Origin of the sequence: Blastopirellula marina DSM 3645 (genome assembly GCF_000153105.1) — a bacterium.
Classification (GTDB): Bacteria; Planctomycetota; Planctomycetia; order Pirellulales; family Pirellulaceae; genus Blastopirellula; species Blastopirellula marina.
On the sequence record NZ_CH672377.1, the window covers coordinates 887,867 to 904,021 of the forward strand.

Annotated in this window: 11 protein-coding genes; 9 read left to right on the top strand and 2 right to left on the bottom strand. The window is 57.2% G+C overall.

The annotated features are described in order from the left end of the window. Positions 1 to 22: 22 nt before the first annotated feature. A complete protein-coding gene (locus tag DSM3645_RS22620) occupies positions 23 to 1,030 on the bottom strand; it encodes a DUF1573 domain-containing protein (RefSeq protein WP_131282800.1) in 1,008 nt (335 codons plus the stop codon). A 377-nt stretch (positions 1,031 to 1,407) separates the two neighbouring features. Here DSM3645_RS22620 and DSM3645_RS22630 point away from each other — a divergent pair, with 377 nt between their 5' ends. The 8 genes from DSM3645_RS22630 (at position 1,408) to DSM3645_RS22665 (ending at position 11,935) form a co-directional block, all read left to right on the top strand. Further along, complete coding sequence (locus tag DSM3645_RS22630; RefSeq protein ID WP_081445039.1) at positions 1,408 to 3,600, top strand: thioredoxin-like domain-containing protein; 2,193 nt, start codon at positions 1,408 to 1,410, stop codon at positions 3,598 to 3,600. A 232-nt stretch (positions 3,601 to 3,832) separates the two neighbouring features. Next, positions 3,833 to 5,278, top strand: coding sequence for a signal recognition particle protein (gene ffh, locus DSM3645_RS22635; protein ID WP_002654932.1), 1,446 nt, complete (start codon positions 3,833 to 3,835; stop codon positions 5,276 to 5,278). Positions 5,279 to 5,367: 89 nt separating this feature from the next. After that, a complete protein-coding gene (rpsP, locus tag DSM3645_RS22640; protein ID WP_002654933.1) occupies positions 5,368 to 5,808 on the top strand; it encodes a 30S ribosomal protein S16 in 441 nt (146 codons plus the stop codon). Positions 5,809 to 5,814: 6 nt separating this feature from the next. Then, positions 5,815 to 6,522, top strand: coding sequence for a tRNA (guanosine(37)-N1)-methyltransferase TrmD (gene trmD, locus DSM3645_RS22645; protein WP_002654934.1), 708 nt, complete (start codon positions 5,815 to 5,817; stop codon positions 6,520 to 6,522). A gap of 22 nt (positions 6,523 to 6,544) precedes the next feature. Next, positions 6,545 to 6,895, top strand: a complete 351-nt coding sequence (rplS, locus tag DSM3645_RS22650; RefSeq protein WP_002654935.1) for a 50S ribosomal protein L19 — start codon at positions 6,545 to 6,547, stop codon at positions 6,893 to 6,895. A gap of 164 nt (positions 6,896 to 7,059) precedes the next feature. Next, positions 7,060 to 7,473, top strand: a complete 414-nt coding sequence (locus DSM3645_RS22655) for a YraN family protein (RefSeq protein ID WP_002654936.1) — start codon at positions 7,060 to 7,062, stop codon at positions 7,471 to 7,473. 264 nt (positions 7,474 to 7,737) lie between these two features. Then, the gene (locus DSM3645_RS22660; protein WP_002654937.1) at positions 7,738 to 10,713 is read left to right on the top strand and encodes a hypothetical protein; all 2,976 of its coding nucleotides are present in this window, start codon (positions 7,738 to 7,740) and stop codon (positions 10,711 to 10,713) included. Positions 10,714 to 10,870: 157 nt separating this feature from the next. Further along, positions 10,871 to 11,935, top strand: coding sequence for a PLP-dependent cysteine synthase family protein (locus tag DSM3645_RS22665; protein WP_002654938.1), 1,065 nt, complete (start codon positions 10,871 to 10,873; stop codon positions 11,933 to 11,935). On the opposite strand, the gene DSM3645_RS22670 is transcribed toward DSM3645_RS22665, so the two are convergent. Further along, on the bottom strand, positions 11,930 to 12,619 hold the full coding sequence (locus DSM3645_RS22670; RefSeq protein WP_002654939.1) for an AraC family transcriptional regulator: 690 nt from the start codon (positions 12,617 to 12,619) through the stop codon (positions 11,930 to 11,932). The genes DSM3645_RS22665 and DSM3645_RS22670 overlap by 6 nt on opposite strands. Before the next feature lie 229 nt (positions 12,620 to 12,848). Here DSM3645_RS22670 and DSM3645_RS22675 point away from each other — a divergent pair, with 229 nt between their 5' ends. Further along, entirely contained in the window at positions 12,849 to 16,151 is a 3,303-nt protein-coding gene (locus tag DSM3645_RS22675; RefSeq protein WP_002654940.1) for a bifunctional proline dehydrogenase/L-glutamate gamma-semialdehyde dehydrogenase, read from the top strand. Positions 16,152 to 16,155: the final 4 nt, after the last annotated feature.

Genomic DNA, 16,155 nt, shown 5'->3' on the forward strand with positions numbered 1-16,155 from the left:
AAATCCGATGTCGTGAGCGATGCTACTCGTTGACGGTAACTTCCGTGTCTTTCACGTTGACTGTGGCGATCGTTTCGCCTGAGGCTCCCCCGGCGATATCCGTTTCGATCACAATCTTTTGCATTTGATTGCCCGACTTGCCGCCGGCGGTGTAGGTGATCGGAATGAAGTGGAGCAACTTCGCCTCGTCCGATGGCTGAGCGAATTGGTACGACTTGTTGTCGCACTTGATCGACGTGATTTTGAACGGCTTCTTGGCTCGCACAATCAGTTTCTTCTCGACCGTTTCTCCCTGCGAGAGTTCACCCAGGGCCAATGCGGCCGGGCTGACGGTCACTGCCGGAGCAACTTTGCCTTCGACCGGCAACGTGATGTTCGGGTTGCGTCCGTCATTGGTGACCAAAGTCAGATGGTCTTGGATATAACCGACCGGAGCGTCGTCTTTGAGCTTCACGGTTAGATCGTAAGCGATCCGTCCGGCGCCGCGCATCGGCTCTGACATTTCGACCGACAAGTGCGGGTTATCACTCCTCACGTCCAGAATTTGCCAGTTGCTGCCGCCGGCATAAGCGACGTTCACTTTGGCCGACGAGGGCTCGCCTTGGTCGACCGAACCAAGCTTCACGGCGCCTGGCTGAAAGACGACATCGCCGCGAATATGACCACGGACGTTGAGCTGAACTTCGGCGTAATACGGTTTGTCGATCGTCACCGTCACGGTGGCGCTTTTTTCGCCGAGAAAGCTATCTGTATTGAACTTGCAGACGATCGCCCCTTTTTCCCACGTCTTCAAATCTTTGCTTTTGATCGACGGCGTGGTGCAGCCACAACTGGAACGTACGGCTGTGACGTGGACATCTTCTTCGTAGATGTTCTGCAGATCGAACTCATAGATCGCGTCGGCGCCGCGGGCGACGGTACCGAAGTCATGCGACGTGACGTTAAACATTTTTCGAGCCCAGTCTTGCGCCGAAACGACGCTAGCAAGCATCAAACAGAATGCCAACGACAAGATTGCTGATCGAGACACGAGCTTGGCTCCTAAGCAATTTTTTCAGGCGGGAAGCCGATTCGTCCCACTTTGGGGAAATGAGGTTAAACCGGCGAATCGACCCGTTTCTATTGGAACATAACGCGGCACGGCCGACAAACAATCGGCTGCACTTAGGAATAATCGGTAGGACCGCTACAAATTTCCACCCAAATAAACGACATTCGTGGATGCTGCGCGATTCAGGTATTTCTTGCGCAATTCATTCCATCAAAGCAGCTGCAATACTTACCATGACCGTACCATCTTTCCGATTTTCACTAGGTCGGCGCCAGCAATTCGCTAAGATGAAAAATAGCTCCACTAGTCGTCCCACCGATTTAATCCCCCCTTTCGCCACGAATTCGAGGTGCATGATGCAAACGAATCGAAACCTCTGCATCTGCTTGTTGATCGTTTCCCTGCTTTCGACCACAGGCTGCGGCCCCAGCCAACCGGCGGTAGTCGCCGCCGCCGAAGAGGGACGCAAGACAGCAGAACAGACAGATACTGCACCAGCAGAGAAAGCACCACCTGCAGAGGGTGAAGCCGTGGCGAAAATTCCAGAGCCATTCCCACGTCGAATTCCAGCGCCTGAGTTTCCGACCGACATGGAGTGGATGAACACGTCGGGTCCGGTTCGCCTGCGTGACCTGCGCGGGAAGTTTGTGCTACTCGACTTTTGGACTTATTGCTGCATCAATTGCATTCACATTCTCCCCGAACTCAAAAAGCTGGAACACGAATTCCCCAACGAACTCGTGGTGATCGGCGTTCACTCGGCCAAGTTTGAAAATGAAGGCGACGCCAAAAACATCGCCGAGGCGATCTTGCGCTACGAAATCGAACACCCGGTCGTCAACGACAACCAGCATCGCATCTGGAATTCGTTCTTCGTCCGCAGTTGGCCGTCGATGTATCTGATCGACCCCGAGGGAAACGTCGTCTACGGCAAGAGCGGCGAATTTGAAGCGAAGGAAATCGCCGCGGTCTTGAATCGCGCCATTCCGTATTACGAACAACAAGGCACGCTCGACCGAACCCCGATTCGCTTTGAATTGCTCGCCTACAGCCAAGAGCCGACGCCGCTTCGTTTTCCGGGCAAAGTGCTGGCCGACGAAAAATCGGACCGCTTGTTTATCGCGGATAGCAACCACAACCGGATCGTCATCGCGGATCTCGACGGCAAGCTGATCGAGACGATCGGCAACGGAGCGATCGGCACGACCGATGGCGACTACGCGACCGCCAGCTTCCATCACCTGCAAGGGATGGCGCTCGACGGCGATACTCTGTATGTCGCCGACACCGAAAATCACATGCTGCGGAAGGTCGACCTGAAAACCAAGCAAGTCACCACAATCGCCGGCAAGGGAGTGCAAGGTCGCAACTCATGGCCCGGCATTCCCGAAAGCGGCCTGCTGCGATCGCAAGTGCCTGATCGCTTTGTGGGCAAACCGCTTGAGACCGCGCTCAACAGCCCATGGGCCCTCTGGGTCAAGGGAGACGATCTCTACATCGCGATGGCCGGTCCCCACCAGATCTGGAAGATGAAGCTCGACGGATCCGAGATTGGTCCATACGCAGGCAACGGCCGCGAAGACATCGTTGATGGTCCGCTGCTGCCGCCGATTCCCTACGAACAAGGCTTTTCCTCATTCGCTCAACCATCTGGCCTCACGTCGGACGGAACCTGGTTGTACGTCGCCGATAGCGAAGGCAGCTCGATTCGAGCGGTTCCTTTCGATCCCAAGGAAAAAGTTCGCACGGTCACGGGGTCGGCACACTTGGGATCGGGACGGCTGTTTGCCTTCGGCGACAAGGATGGCTCGGCGACCGAAGCTCGTCTGCAGCACGCGCTGGGCGTCTGCTATGTCGATGGTCAAATCTATATCGCGGACACCTACAACTGCAAAATCCGGGTCGCCGACGCCAAAACGGGCGAAGTCCGCACCGTCGCCGGAACCGGCGAACATGGCGCCGATGACGCCGCCCCCACCTTTGACGAGCCAGCCGGGCTAAGCTACGCCGCTGGCAAGCTGTACATCGCCGACACCAACAATCACTTGATTCGGACGATCGATCTGAAAAGCAAGCAGGTCAAAACGCTGACGATCGCGGGCCTGACCCCTCCTTCGCCCCCCAAAGTGAAGCAGACGCCCAAGTTTTCTGCAGCCGAAGAAATCGTGCTGCCGCCGACCAAAGTGACCGCTGCCAACGGTCAGGTAAATCTGAACGTTGATATTCAGCTTCCCCCCGGCTGGAAAATCAACACGCTGGCGCCGACCAGCTACTACCTAGAAGGGGAGTCGACTGGCCCGGCTCAAATCGCCGCCGAGGTCGAACTGGTCACCCTCGCCGAGCCCAAGCCGCAGTTTTCGGTCTCGGTCCCAGTCGCCGGCGAAGGTAAATCGACGGTGAAACTGTCGCTAAGGTATTACTACTGCGAAGAGGGGGTCGACGGACTTTGCAAAACCGCGGAAGTCCGCTGGAGCGTTCCCCTGGAAATCGTCGCCTCCGGCGGCGAATCGGCCGTGCCCTTGGCCACGAAGCCCGAGCTGGGACTGTAAACCGCTTTGGCGTAAAGATTTAAGTCACAAAGCTACCTTGCGAGCCAGCGACCGAGACCAACCTCCCGGTCGCTGGCTCTTTGCGTGTCGCCTGCGCCCAAATTCATTTAGGGGACCAATTTACAAACCGGGCGCAGCTTTGCTAAGATACGCGTTTCGTCTCAATCCGCCCTTGTATTCTGGGGAGCGGAAGAGCCGCCCGTAAGTCTGTAATCGTCCCTGGCCGTATTTGATGTTCGCTTCGCTTCAAGACAATCTCCGAACTGCGCTCAAATCATTGCGCGGCAAGGGAAAGCTGACTGACGCCAATATGCGCGACGGTCTGCGGATGGTCGAAGAGGCGATGATCGAAGCGGATGTCGCCTATCCGGTCGTCCAAGACTTCATGGCGCGCGTCTCGGAAGAGGCGATGGGACAAAAGGTCCTCAAATCGCTCAATCCCGATCAACAACTCGTCGGCGTCGTCCACGAGCAGTTGATTCAGTTGCTGGGTCCGGTAGATCCCTCGCTGCATCTTGAGAAAGACGTCACCGTCCTCATGATGTGCGGCTTGCAGGGCGCCGGCAAAACGACTACCTGCGGCAAGTTGGCTCGCTTGATTGGGACCGAAGGCAAGAAAGCCTTACTGGTCGCAGCCGACTTGCAGCGTCCGGCGGCCGTGCAGCAATTGCATGTTGTCGGCGAAAGCGTCGGCGCCAAAGTTTACAGCGAAGAGAACGCGTCTGATCCGATTGCGGTCTGCCAAAACGCGGTCAAGTTTGCTCGCGAAAACGGCATCAACGTCGTCATCCTCGATACCGCCGGCCGATTGGCGATCGATGAAGAGTTGATGGAGCAGCTGAAGACGATCGATCGCAAGATTGGTCCTGATCAGTGTTTCCTGGTTGTCGACGGCATGACTGGCCAAGACGCGGTCAACAGCGCCAAAGCGTTTAACGACGCGTTGGAGTTGGACGGCGTGATCATGACCAAGCTGGATGGCGACGCTCGCGGCGGCGCCCTCTTGTCGGTCAAGCATGTCACCGGCGTGCCGATCAAATTTATCGGCATCAGCGAACACATGGACGGTCTAGAGCCGTTCTACGCCGACCGCATGGCGGGGCGAATCCTCGGGATGGGCGACGTCCTCTCGATGGTCGAAATGGCGCAGCGCGAGTTCGACCAAGACGAGGCGATGAAGGCGCAGAAGGCGCTCGAAGCGGGCAGCTTCACGCTCGACGACTTCAAACGCCAGCTCGAACAAATTATGCGGCCCGGGCTGATGAAAAAGATGCTCGGCATGATGCCGGGCTTCGGCGACATGGCCAACATGCTGCAGAACACCGATCACGAGAAAGACATGCGTCGTTTGCGAGGGATCATCGATTCGATGACTCGCGAGGAACGTCGCACTCCCAAAGTCATTACTCCGACTCGTCGGCAACGTATCGCCGCCGGTTCGGGGACCTCGCCGCAAGAGGTGAACGAACTCCTGAAGCAATTCGACGCGATGTCGTCGATGATGAAGGGTGCGTCGCCGTCCGAGTTGATCGGCAAGATGCAGCGTGGCGACCTGGTCGATCCGACCGGCAAGATGAAGAAGAACAAAGTTGGTACGGGCAAACGCCTTAGCACCAAAGAGCGGCTCGCGCAGAAAAAAGTGCGCGACAAGGCGCTCCGTAAACGTAAAAAACGCTAGACGTCGTTTTCGAAACAATTCATTTTCGAATACATTTGAATCAATTCGCAATTGCACAGGAGTAATCGTTCGTGGCAGTACGAATTCGCATGAAGCGGATGGGTCGAACCCACCGCCCGTTTTACCGGATCTGCGCCATGGATTCTCGTTCGCCGCGTGATGGCAAAGCGATCGAGTATCTAGGCACCTATGATCCGTTCGTGCCGGAAAAGGACGCTCGCGTCTCTTTGAAGCGCGAACGCGTTGATTATTGGCTGGGCGTTGGCGCCCAAGCCTCGCCGAAGGTCGCTGTCTTGCTTCGCAAGTACGGTACCGGCGGCACCCACTTGGACGCGCAAAGCTCGGCGCTCGAAAAGATGCAGGTCACGACCAAGTTCGTGCCGCAAAAGGTCGAAATCGCCGAGAAGGCTCCGGAAGCCCCGCCTGCGGAAGAAGCGCCAGCTGAAGGCGAAACGGCGGAAGCCGCCGCTGAAGCTCCGGCTGCCGAAGCGCCCGCCGAAGAAGCGGCCAAGGTAGAAGGCGGCGAGTAATTCGCCATGCGTTTTGATGTCCTGACTTTGTTTCCTGAGATTTTCTCCAGTTATCTGGGGCAAAGCCTTCTCGCGAAGGCGATCGAAGGGGAGCTGGTCAAGGTCTACCCGCATGACATGCGTAAGTGGGCCAACGATAAGCACAACCGCGTCGATGACCGACCTTTTGGCGGCGGCGCGGGAATGGTGATTCGAGCCGAACCGGTCGTCGAGTGCGTCGAAGCGGTTCGACAAGAAGGAAGCCAACCAGGCCGTTTGATCATGCTGACCCCGCAAGGTCGCCGGCTTGATCAGCCGCTGGTCGAAGAGTTGAGCCTAGAGCCGCGTCTGCTGCTGTTGTGCGGACGCTATGAAGGGTTTGACCAACGCGTCAGCGATCTCCTCCAGCCCGAGGAGATCTCGATCGGCGACTATGTCCTCAACGGGGGCGAAGTCGCAGCGATGGCGATCATCGACGCCGTGATCCGGCTCATCCCAGGCGTACTGGGAGACGAGACGAGCAGCGTCGACGATAGTTTTAGCTCGGGCAATCGGCTGCTGGAGTTTCCGCACTACACGCGACCACGCGTTTATCGCGGACTCGCGGCGCCGGATGTCCTCCTAAGCGGCGACCACGCCCAAATCGCCGCTTGGCGAAAACAACAGAGCATCGAACGAACAACGCGGCGGCGAGCCGATTTACTCGATCGCAACGCCGAGTCAAAAGACGAATAATCGCTGGAAAAGGAAAGTTATCATGAGCCAAGATTTGATGAACAAGGTCGAAGCGGCCTATAAGAAGCCGGAAGTCGACCAATTCGAGATCGGCGACACCGTCGAAGTTCACACCAAGATTCTCGAAGGCAACAAAGAACGTATCCAGGTCTACTCTGGTACGGTCATCGCGCGTAGCGGCAGCGGCACCCGTGAGATGTTCACCGTCCGTCGCATCGTCGGCGGCGAAGGTGTCGAAAAGAAGTTCCCGCTGCACAGCCCGAAGGTCGACAAGGTCGTCTCGACCCGTAAGTCGGTCGTTCGCCGTGCGAAGCTGTACTACCTGCGCGATCGCGTCGGCAAGGCGACCCGCCTGACCGAACGCCGCGTGTAGTAGCGGACCAGTCCAGCGATTCGCTTCAAAACCGCTCGGTCCCATGTCCGAGCGGTTTTTGCATGCGCGATTCCCATCTCTACTTTTCGCGTGATTTCGCCGACCGGACATATTAAAATCGACGGTCCAACCGAAACCGTCTGGTCTGCCGCGCGAGTCGTCCCATGCTGTTCCGCTGGATCGCCAATTGGCGCAAGGCCCCCTCGCTGGGCGCACGTGGAGAAGCGGCCGCAGCTCGATTTCTTCGCCAACTCGGCTACGTGATCATCGCTCGCAGCGATCGCTCGAAGTTGGGGGAGATCGATATCATCGCCGTCGATGGACGGACCGTCGTTTTTGTGGAAGTGAAGACCCGTTCGTCGAGCGACGCCGCCCATCCCAGCGAAGCGGTCGACACTCACAAACAAGCGAAGCTGACGCGACTAGCGATCAGCTATTTGCGCCGGCACAACCTGTTGGAATGCAAAGCCCGCTTCGACGTGATCGCCATCACCTGGCCCGCAGCCGCACAGACGCCGACGATCGAGCATTTTCTCAACGCATTCGAGCCGGCCGGCCAATATCAGATGTTCTCGTGACCCATTAAATTCGTGACGCCGCAGAGGTCTCCGCCTAGCGTCAGGACGAATGGTCAAATCGTAGAAGTTTTCTCAGCCGTCCATGCACCCCGCTCAAAGGTGGATTTACACTTCATCCGCGGTTATCTTTTTAGTTGACCATCGTCAGCGGATTTGACGCGAAATATTGATGCGAGCGAACATGCCGCATTTTCGTCGTCGAATCTAATCTTGGCCGCGCAGGTAATCATCTTTTCGAAAAGCCGAACAAGAGCGAGGGAACCAATGCCGCATCTCTTTCACCGACTTTACGCGCTCGTTTGCCTGTTGTGTACGTTGGCAGTCGCCAACTTCGCCTTCGCTTGGAAGATCGAAAAATTCGATCTGCCTCAATCGCGTTGGCCCGGCTTTCAAGATGTGGTGATTGATGAATCTGGCGTTCCCTGGGTGTTGGCCAATAACCTTGTGCATTACTTCGATAACGACAAGTTCGTCGCACTAGAGCGATCCCAGCTCAGCTCGGGTCAATATCTGACCGGGCTTTATGGAGGGCCGAAACGAGGCGCCTATCTCACGCAACCTGGCGAAAAAGATCACCTCGGAAAAATCTATCGTTTGAATGCCGGCAAGTACGAGCAAATCACAACATTCTATTATGACAACGCGCACAACCGTCCCGGCATCTACGTTTCTCAGGATGGGCGACTGTTCAATTGGGGACAAACATTTTTGGGGGCGTTTGACGATGGAGAGTGGACTCGCGTCGAAGGGCATTTCGGCAGCCGAGCCGATCTGTATCGCCCTGCGATTTGCGATTTAGGGGACGAGGTTTATTTCTATTCCATTCACGACAATCGCATTTATCACTGCAATGCAGCGAGCGAATTAAGCGTCGCCGCTGGTCCGGCGATGATTGCGGAGCAAACGGAAGGGAGAAAGGGACAAAGCCAATTTCCCACGCCGCCCAAAACTTCGAGTTGGAACGGTGATCGAGTCCTCGTGCTCTTCCAACGACCGAACTTAGCCGTCGCGTTCAATGTCCGCACTAATGAACGGATCGACGTGCAGCTTACTCCGCAGCAGGAAGAAACGCTGACCTTCGAAGATGGCTTTGAAACCCATAGCGGAACTGTCTGGATCAATACGCGTGTGCGCGGCGGACACGGGCTTGCAATTTACGAACTCTCAACCGACGGCAAGCTAACCGAACTTCCAGCTTTGCATAACGCCGAATTGTTGAATTCGCTCCGAATGCAGTATCCCGATTCGATCTTAGAAACCAGCGATGGCGCCTTCGTCATCGGATTACGGGAAGCCGGGATTGAAGTCTATCGTGACGGCCAGCTGACGCGGCTCAATTGGAGACATGGTTTTTTCAACGGCGTCAGTAATATTCAGGAAGGGCTCGATGGCAAACTATGGCTGCCGTATGACCGCTCTGGCCGGGGAATCGCTCGGCTGACGCTCGGCTCTGGTCCACCGCCGACGACCGAACTCACCCAGGATTGGGCCGAATACAATCTGGTGAACGGTAGCGAGGTCTGGCAGCTTTCCGGCGATACGATTGCGATGTTCGAGGTGGAACATCCCAATCAATTGTCACGCCGGACCGGTGACAAAGTGTCGTTCCAAGAAATGCCGTTTGACGTGACGCGAATTGGTAAGTCAATCGTCGACGATCGAGGTCATCTGTTCGTCGAGATTTATCCACGTCGCATCTACGAGATTCGCGAAGGAGCCGTCGACGAATTCGAGAACATGAATGCTGCTTTGGCGGCTGCAGTGAAGTCTGGCGCGACGCACTTTCAGGGCTCCGATATTTTCGGCGGACTTTTTCTCGGAAACGACAAACGGCTGTGGTACAACCTCCGCAATTCCAACACGGTGAGCATGCTGAAAGAGGACATCTGGAGCACATTCCGATTCCGTGAAAGCGTCTCCTCGATGTTTGAGTCTCCCGAACAGGGCGCAATCATCCGCACGCAAAGCGGCAAGCTGTTCCGCTACGACACAGGGCAGATGCAAGAACTCCCTAACGCACTCACTTCCCGGCGTGACCAGATGCTGGGGCCCAAGGGAGTACAGCCGTACGACAAGTCAATCGCTGCGGATCACCCGCGGCAATATTACCCGGTTTTACGCGTGCAAGCGGCAATGCGGCTTTATCTCGATGTGGCCGATTTTGAACGAGCGCTCGACGCTCCCGAGCCGTCCGCCGCCGATCCAAACTCGGTTGAACTTCCTCGTTTCTTCAAGCATATCGCGCCGTCGCGCGCTTACGGCAGCTGGCTGCTGATGTCGCAAGGAGCCGGTGCGCCGTATCGCATCTTTGACCAACAACTGTCATCGCTCGATTTGTCCGGAACGCCGCTCTATGGTTTTTCCATCAGCGACATCGTCGAGACGACCAATCACGATGTGTGGTTCGTCAGCAGATACAGCTCTCACCCGAAGGCGTTTCAATTTTTACAGTCGCAGCTTTCCCTGCAAGCTCCTCCTATCGCCAAGCAGTGCGGACGAGAACTTACGGTTCCCGTCGAGGTGAAGCCCGACCGAATTGCCGCCGACATTGACCTGTTTGTGACGGTCAACGGTGAGTTGCAACCTCTCACGCGCACTTCCATGGGAGAGGTTGTCTTTCGGTTTCCCAGCAGCGGAATTTACCGATGTTCGATCGGTGGTATGCGCCTTGGCGCTGCGGCGCCCGACCTGATTGAATTCACCGTGACCGCGTCAGTGCCGTTGCCAGAAACCCATTGGACCAGCGCGGAGACGGATGTCACCCTGACGACGCTCCAGTGGGATCCCCCGGTGAGAGTCACTCCCTCTAGCGATAATCAAAACGCCCAGCTCGCGTGGCGGATCGTTGGTGAGCCGTGGCGGCAATTTGACGACTCAACCATGATTTCCCTAGTCGACCACCCGCCGGGCGACTACCAAATCGAGCTTCGCGCCACCGAAGACGAGCACTGGCACGACCAGACGCCGGTCGCCGTCAGGCTGTATTATGCCCCCGACTATCAATCCATTGTTCACGACTTGGTTCAACACCTTGGCTCCGATAATTTCACCGTCCGCAAGCACGCGCTCGCCGGACTGCAACAGCTTGGTCCGCGCGCGATGCCGCAATTAAAGCGGGAAATTGAAGCGGCGGAGAAAGCGATACACGCGCTGCCCAAACTCCGCGAACTGCAGCGCAACATCGAGCGGATCGAACAGCAAAAAGCAAGAAGCAAACCCTTCGTAGTGCCGCCGCGGTGAGAGGACCTGCCTGTTGGAAATTTTGGGATTTTTCCGAACAAAGTAATCGGCGAATTTGCGATATACCGACTATCGCAACCCGGGAATGTCCCACTAGACTGCCTGACAGTCGTCCTCATTTTTGCTCTGCCTGTCTCTAACCAAAAACGTTCCGCCGATGACCAGCGCCTGGGTAAGCCGTGCGATCTCTGCGATCGATCGCGACTTCAATCGATCCGCCGACACGCATCTGATCCAAGTCCCCTGTTTGCAACTGCCGAACATTTCCATCTATCTAAAGGATGAATCGATTCATCCTTCCGGCAGCTTGAAACATCGCTTGGCGCGATCGCTGTTTCTGTACGGCATCTGCAACGGCTGGATTCGAGAAGCGACGCCGATTGTGGAAGCTTCATCCGGCAGCACGGCGATCAGCGAAGCCTATTTCGCCAAGTTGCTCGACCTGCCGTTTCATACGGTCATTCCGGCAAGCACGTCGCGCGAAAAGATCAAGAAGATCGAGTTTCTCGGCGGTATTTGCCATCTGGTCGACGGCGGAGACATCTACTCGCACGCCGAACGCATCGCCGCTGAACTGGGCGGTCACTACATGGATCAGTTCACCTTCGCCGAACGCGCAACCGACTGGCGCGCCAACAACAACATCGCCGAATCGATGTTTCGTCAGATGTCGCTGGAAGCGGATCCCGAACCGAAGTGGGTTGTCGTTTCGGCCGGCACCGGCGGCACCTCCGCGACAATCGGTCGCTATATTCGCTACCAGAAATTGTCGACCCAATTGTGCGTCGCCGATCCAGAGAATTCGGTCTACTATGACTTCTATCAAACCGGCGATCGGTCGGTTACGTCGTGCGGTCCATCGCGCATCGAAGGCATCGGCCGACCACGCGTCGAAGCCTCTTTTCTGCCGACCGTCGTTGACCAGATGATCAAAGTGGACGACGCCGCTTCGCTAGCGGCGATGCGCGTGCTGCAGCGCCTGCTCGATCGCAAATGCGGCGGTTCGACCGGCACCAACTTTTGGGCGACGATGCAAATTGTGGCCGGAATGGTGGATCGCGGAGAGACCGGCAGCGTGGTGACGCTGATTTGCGACGGCGGCGAACGGTATCTGACGACCTACTACGACAACGCTTGGATCGAGCAGCAGGGACTCGATCCAGCGCCGTACGAAGCTTGGCTTTACGATTTCCTCGAAACCGGCAAGCCAGCCGCTCTATAGCGAAGTCGTCGCCTGGCGATAGCGCGCCGGAGTAAGTCCGGTCACTTCACGGAACTTGCGCGTCAGCGCCGCCTGATCATAGAAGCCGGTGTCGATCGCGATCTGACCGACCGACAGATCGGTCTCGCGCAGCTTCGTAGCGGCGGCGTCGATTCTCAGCTTGGTCAGCAGTTGGCGCGGCGAGAGCCCCGTAATCTTGTTGATGCGCCGTTCAAATTGACTGGCCGACATGCTGGTCTTTTCCGCGAGCTCGCCGATTCGCAGCGGTTTGCTATAGTCGCGATGCAACGTGTCGAGCGCTTCTTTGACGGCGCCCAACTCTTGCCCGTCGTCCGCGCGAATCTCTAAGTCCCGCGAAATACTCGCCAGCGCGATTACTTCGCCCGAACGGGATCGGATCGGCGCTTTGTGCGAAACGAACCAGCCGACGTCACAGTCAGCGCGCGTGATCATCTCTAGTCGATCTTCGATATTGACGCCGCGCTGAAACACTTCGTCATCTTGCTGTTCGTAGCCGGCGGCTAGCATCTCAGGAAAGACCTCCGTCGCGCGGCGATTGAGCACCTCCGTCACCGTCTTCTTCAGCGTCGCTGCAACCAACGCGTCATTCGCGGCGACGTACCGTCGATCGCGATCCTTGATGCAAAACAAAACATTCGGCAAAGATCGAAACAGAGTTTCCATCGTCTCCAAGCCGGGCGATTCCGAAAAAATTTCAACCCGTGACGATGTCGAAGTAGCGCGATTCAAAACAGGGTCCCCTCACAGTTTTACGGTTTTCCGCCGAACCCGCATTTGTAGTTTTTCTGCACAGCAACAAATTGTAATCGCAAGACAGTAGGCGCAAAGATCCCTAGAATTGTAAAAAACCAGCTTTTATCACGACGTCCTTTTTCCTGATGACGTTTTCGCCATGATTGTTGAAAAATTTCACCATGGCCCCCCCGGCGGGTCAGTCCAGGATCACGAAATGTTCGATTCGGCGATCGCCAATCGCACCATCGATCTGGCGAAACAACTACTGGTCGCGGCCAACGATAACATTCGTAAGAGCGAGAAAATCCAGAGTGAACAACTCGCTCGGATGATGAATGACGGGGCCGGCAAAGCATTTACGCTTGCGATGGTCGACGAGACCTTTCGCAGCGCCAACCTGCGTCTACAGGCCCAACGCTGGCGGGGACTGCTGCGCAAGTTCGGATTCCCGCAATATTTCTCGTGGACCGATCGATTGCTGATGCGAACGGCGAGCGCACTAAGCGTCATAGCGCCGCAGTTGGTCATGCCGCTGATCGCCGCGCGCATGCGAGCCGATTCTGCCAACGTAATTTTAAATGGCGAAATGGAAAGCTTGCGCCGTCATTTAAAACTGCGAATCTCGCAAGGTTTCTCGATCAACCTCAACCATCTCGGCGAAGCGGTTCTGGGCGAAGCAGAAGCGCAAAATCGACTTCGCATCGCGCTCGATTATTTAAAGCAAGCCGAGGTGACTTATCTGTCGGTGAAAATCTCGGCGATCTTCAGCCAGATCAATCTGACCGCCTACGAGCACACGCTGCAAGCCGTCAAAGATCGCCTGCGGGTGATCTATCGCGCCTCGGCGCCGCAAGGCAAATTTGTGAATCTCGATATGGAAGAATATCGCGATCTGCGTCTGACGCTGGATGCGTTTCAGCAAGTTCTGTCGGAGCCGGAGTTTCAGCACTACTCGGCCGGGATCGTGCTCCAGGCCTATATCCCTGACTCGTGGAGCGCGCTGCAAGAATTGGCGGCTTGGGCCAAAGAGCGCGCCGCCGCTGGCGGAGCCATCGTGAAAGTGCGCCTGGTCAAAGGCGCCAACCTAGCGATGGAAGATGTCGAAGCCGAGCTACACGGCTGGCATTCGGCCCCATATCGCACGAAAGTCGAAACCGACGCGAACTATCGCCGCATGCTTGAGTTCTGCGTCCAGCCGGAAAACGCCGCCGTGCTGCGCGTCGGCGTCGCTTCGCACAATCTGTTTGACGTCGCGCTGGCGCTGACCTTGCGCGAAGAATTCGGAACGACGGATTCGGTCGAAATCGAGATGCTGGAAGGCATGGCCAACCACCAGGCGCGCGTCGTCAAGCAGCAAGCAGGCGGGCTGCTGCTTTACGCGCCGGCCGTGCAGCCCAAAGACTTCCAAAGCGCCATGGCCTATCTTGTCCGCCGACTGGACGAAAACACGTCGCCGCAGAACTTTCTGCACGATCTGTTTGGGCTTACTCCCGATTCGCCGCAGTGGCGCGAACAAGAGCGGCGGTTTCTCGAAGGATGGGAGCATCGGCTCGATGTCGCGACGCTTTCACGGCGCCAACTGCCGGTCGTCGATCCCAATCGAGCGGCGCATTTTTTAAATGAGGCCGATAGTGATTGGACGCAGGCCACGACGCGGCGACACGTCGATGCGGCGATCGCGAATTGGACCCCAGCGATGCCGCCGCAGCCGGTAGAACTTGATACGACGCTCGACCGCGCCGTCTCCGCCGCCCAACGTTGGTCCAGCGAATCAGTCGCACAGCGAGCGGAAGTATTGCATCACGCCGCCCAGGTTATGCAGCAGCGGCGTTTTGAATCGATTGCCGAAATGCAGCAGACCGCCAAGAAGACGATCCTGGAAGCCGACAGCGAGATCTCGGAGGCAATCGACTTCGCTCGCTACTATGCCGAGCATTTCCCCAACCAACCCGGGATCGTCAGTCAGTCGCTTGGCGTGGTGGTGATTACTCCTCCTTGGAACTTCCCGTACGCCATTCCGTGCGGCGGCGTCTTGGCCGCGCTCATGGCCGGCAACGCCGTCATCCTGAAGCCGGCGCCGGAAACGACCGATATCGCTTGGCGATTGGTTGAGCAGCTTTGGGAAGCTGGCGTCCCCCGTGATGTTCTGCAGTTCTATCCGTGTGCCGACGGCGAAACCGGCAAACGGCTGATCACCGATCCCCGCGTCAACGTCGTCGTGTTGACCGGCGCCTATCAAACGGCTCGACTCTTCCAGACATGGCGTCCGTCGCTCCGTCTGTACGCCGAGACGAGCGGCAAGAATGCATTGGTCATCACCGCCCAGTCCGACCGTGAATTGGCGGTCAAAGATCTGGTTCGCTCCGCTTTCGGACACTCCGGCCAAAAATGCAGCGCCGCGAGTCTGGCGATTGTCGAAGCGGAAGTTTACGACGATCCGATCTTTCAACGGCAGTTGCACGACGCGGCCGCTTCGCTGCAAGTTGGCGCGGCGACCGATCGGACCAGCGTCATCACGCCGTTGATTCGTGCGCCAGAGCCAGCCCTGCTGCGCGCGTTGACGCAGCTCGACGCTGGAGAGAGTTGGTTGTTAGAGCCGCAAAGCTCTCCGGACGATCCTTGTCTCTGGAGCCCCGGCATTCGACTCGGCGTTCGACCTGGCTCTTGGTTCCACAAGACCGAGTGTTTTGGCCCGGTGCTAGGCGTGATGCGCGCCGAGAATCTCGCCCAGGCAATCGCCTGGCAAAACGATGTCGATTTTGGCCTAACCGCCGGGATCCACTCGTTGGACGAAAAAGAACAGCTGCAGTGGCGCAAGTCGGTTCAAGCAGGCAATCTATATATCAATCGCCCCATCACCGGCGCGATTGTGCAACGTCAACCCTTCGGCGGTTGGAAGAAATCGTCGATCGGTCCCGGCGCCAAAGCAGGCGGCCCGAACTACGTTTCGCTGTTCGCTCGCTGGTCCGATGCGTCGTCGGATGTCGCCCAGTCGGCGGTCGAGCAGAGCTATCGCACCGCGTGGGACGAGTACTTCTCGCTCGAGCATGATCCGTCGCACTTGGCGTGCGAAAGCAATGTCTTCCGCTACCTTCCGGCCCGCGGCGTGATCCTGCGTTTGACATCGGAAGATCCAGCGGTCCGCGAACGGGCCGAACTCGCGTCGCAGTTGACCGGCACGCCGCTGCAAGTCAGCATGGCGAGCGAAGAGTCGGACACCGACTTCGCGGCGCGATTGGCTCGCGAGGGAAGTCAGTTCGAGTTCCTTCGCACCATCGGCACGCCAGACGATGTGGTTCTGGTCGCCGCCCATGAAGCGGACCTCAATTGGATCGATGCGCCCCTCACGGCCAGCGGGTATGTTGAGCTTCGCTATTGGTTACGCGAACAAGCGATTACCCGTACGCTTCACCGTTATGGGCAAATTTCGGAACCATCGAGAACGCTAGCAGAGGCCTAGCCTA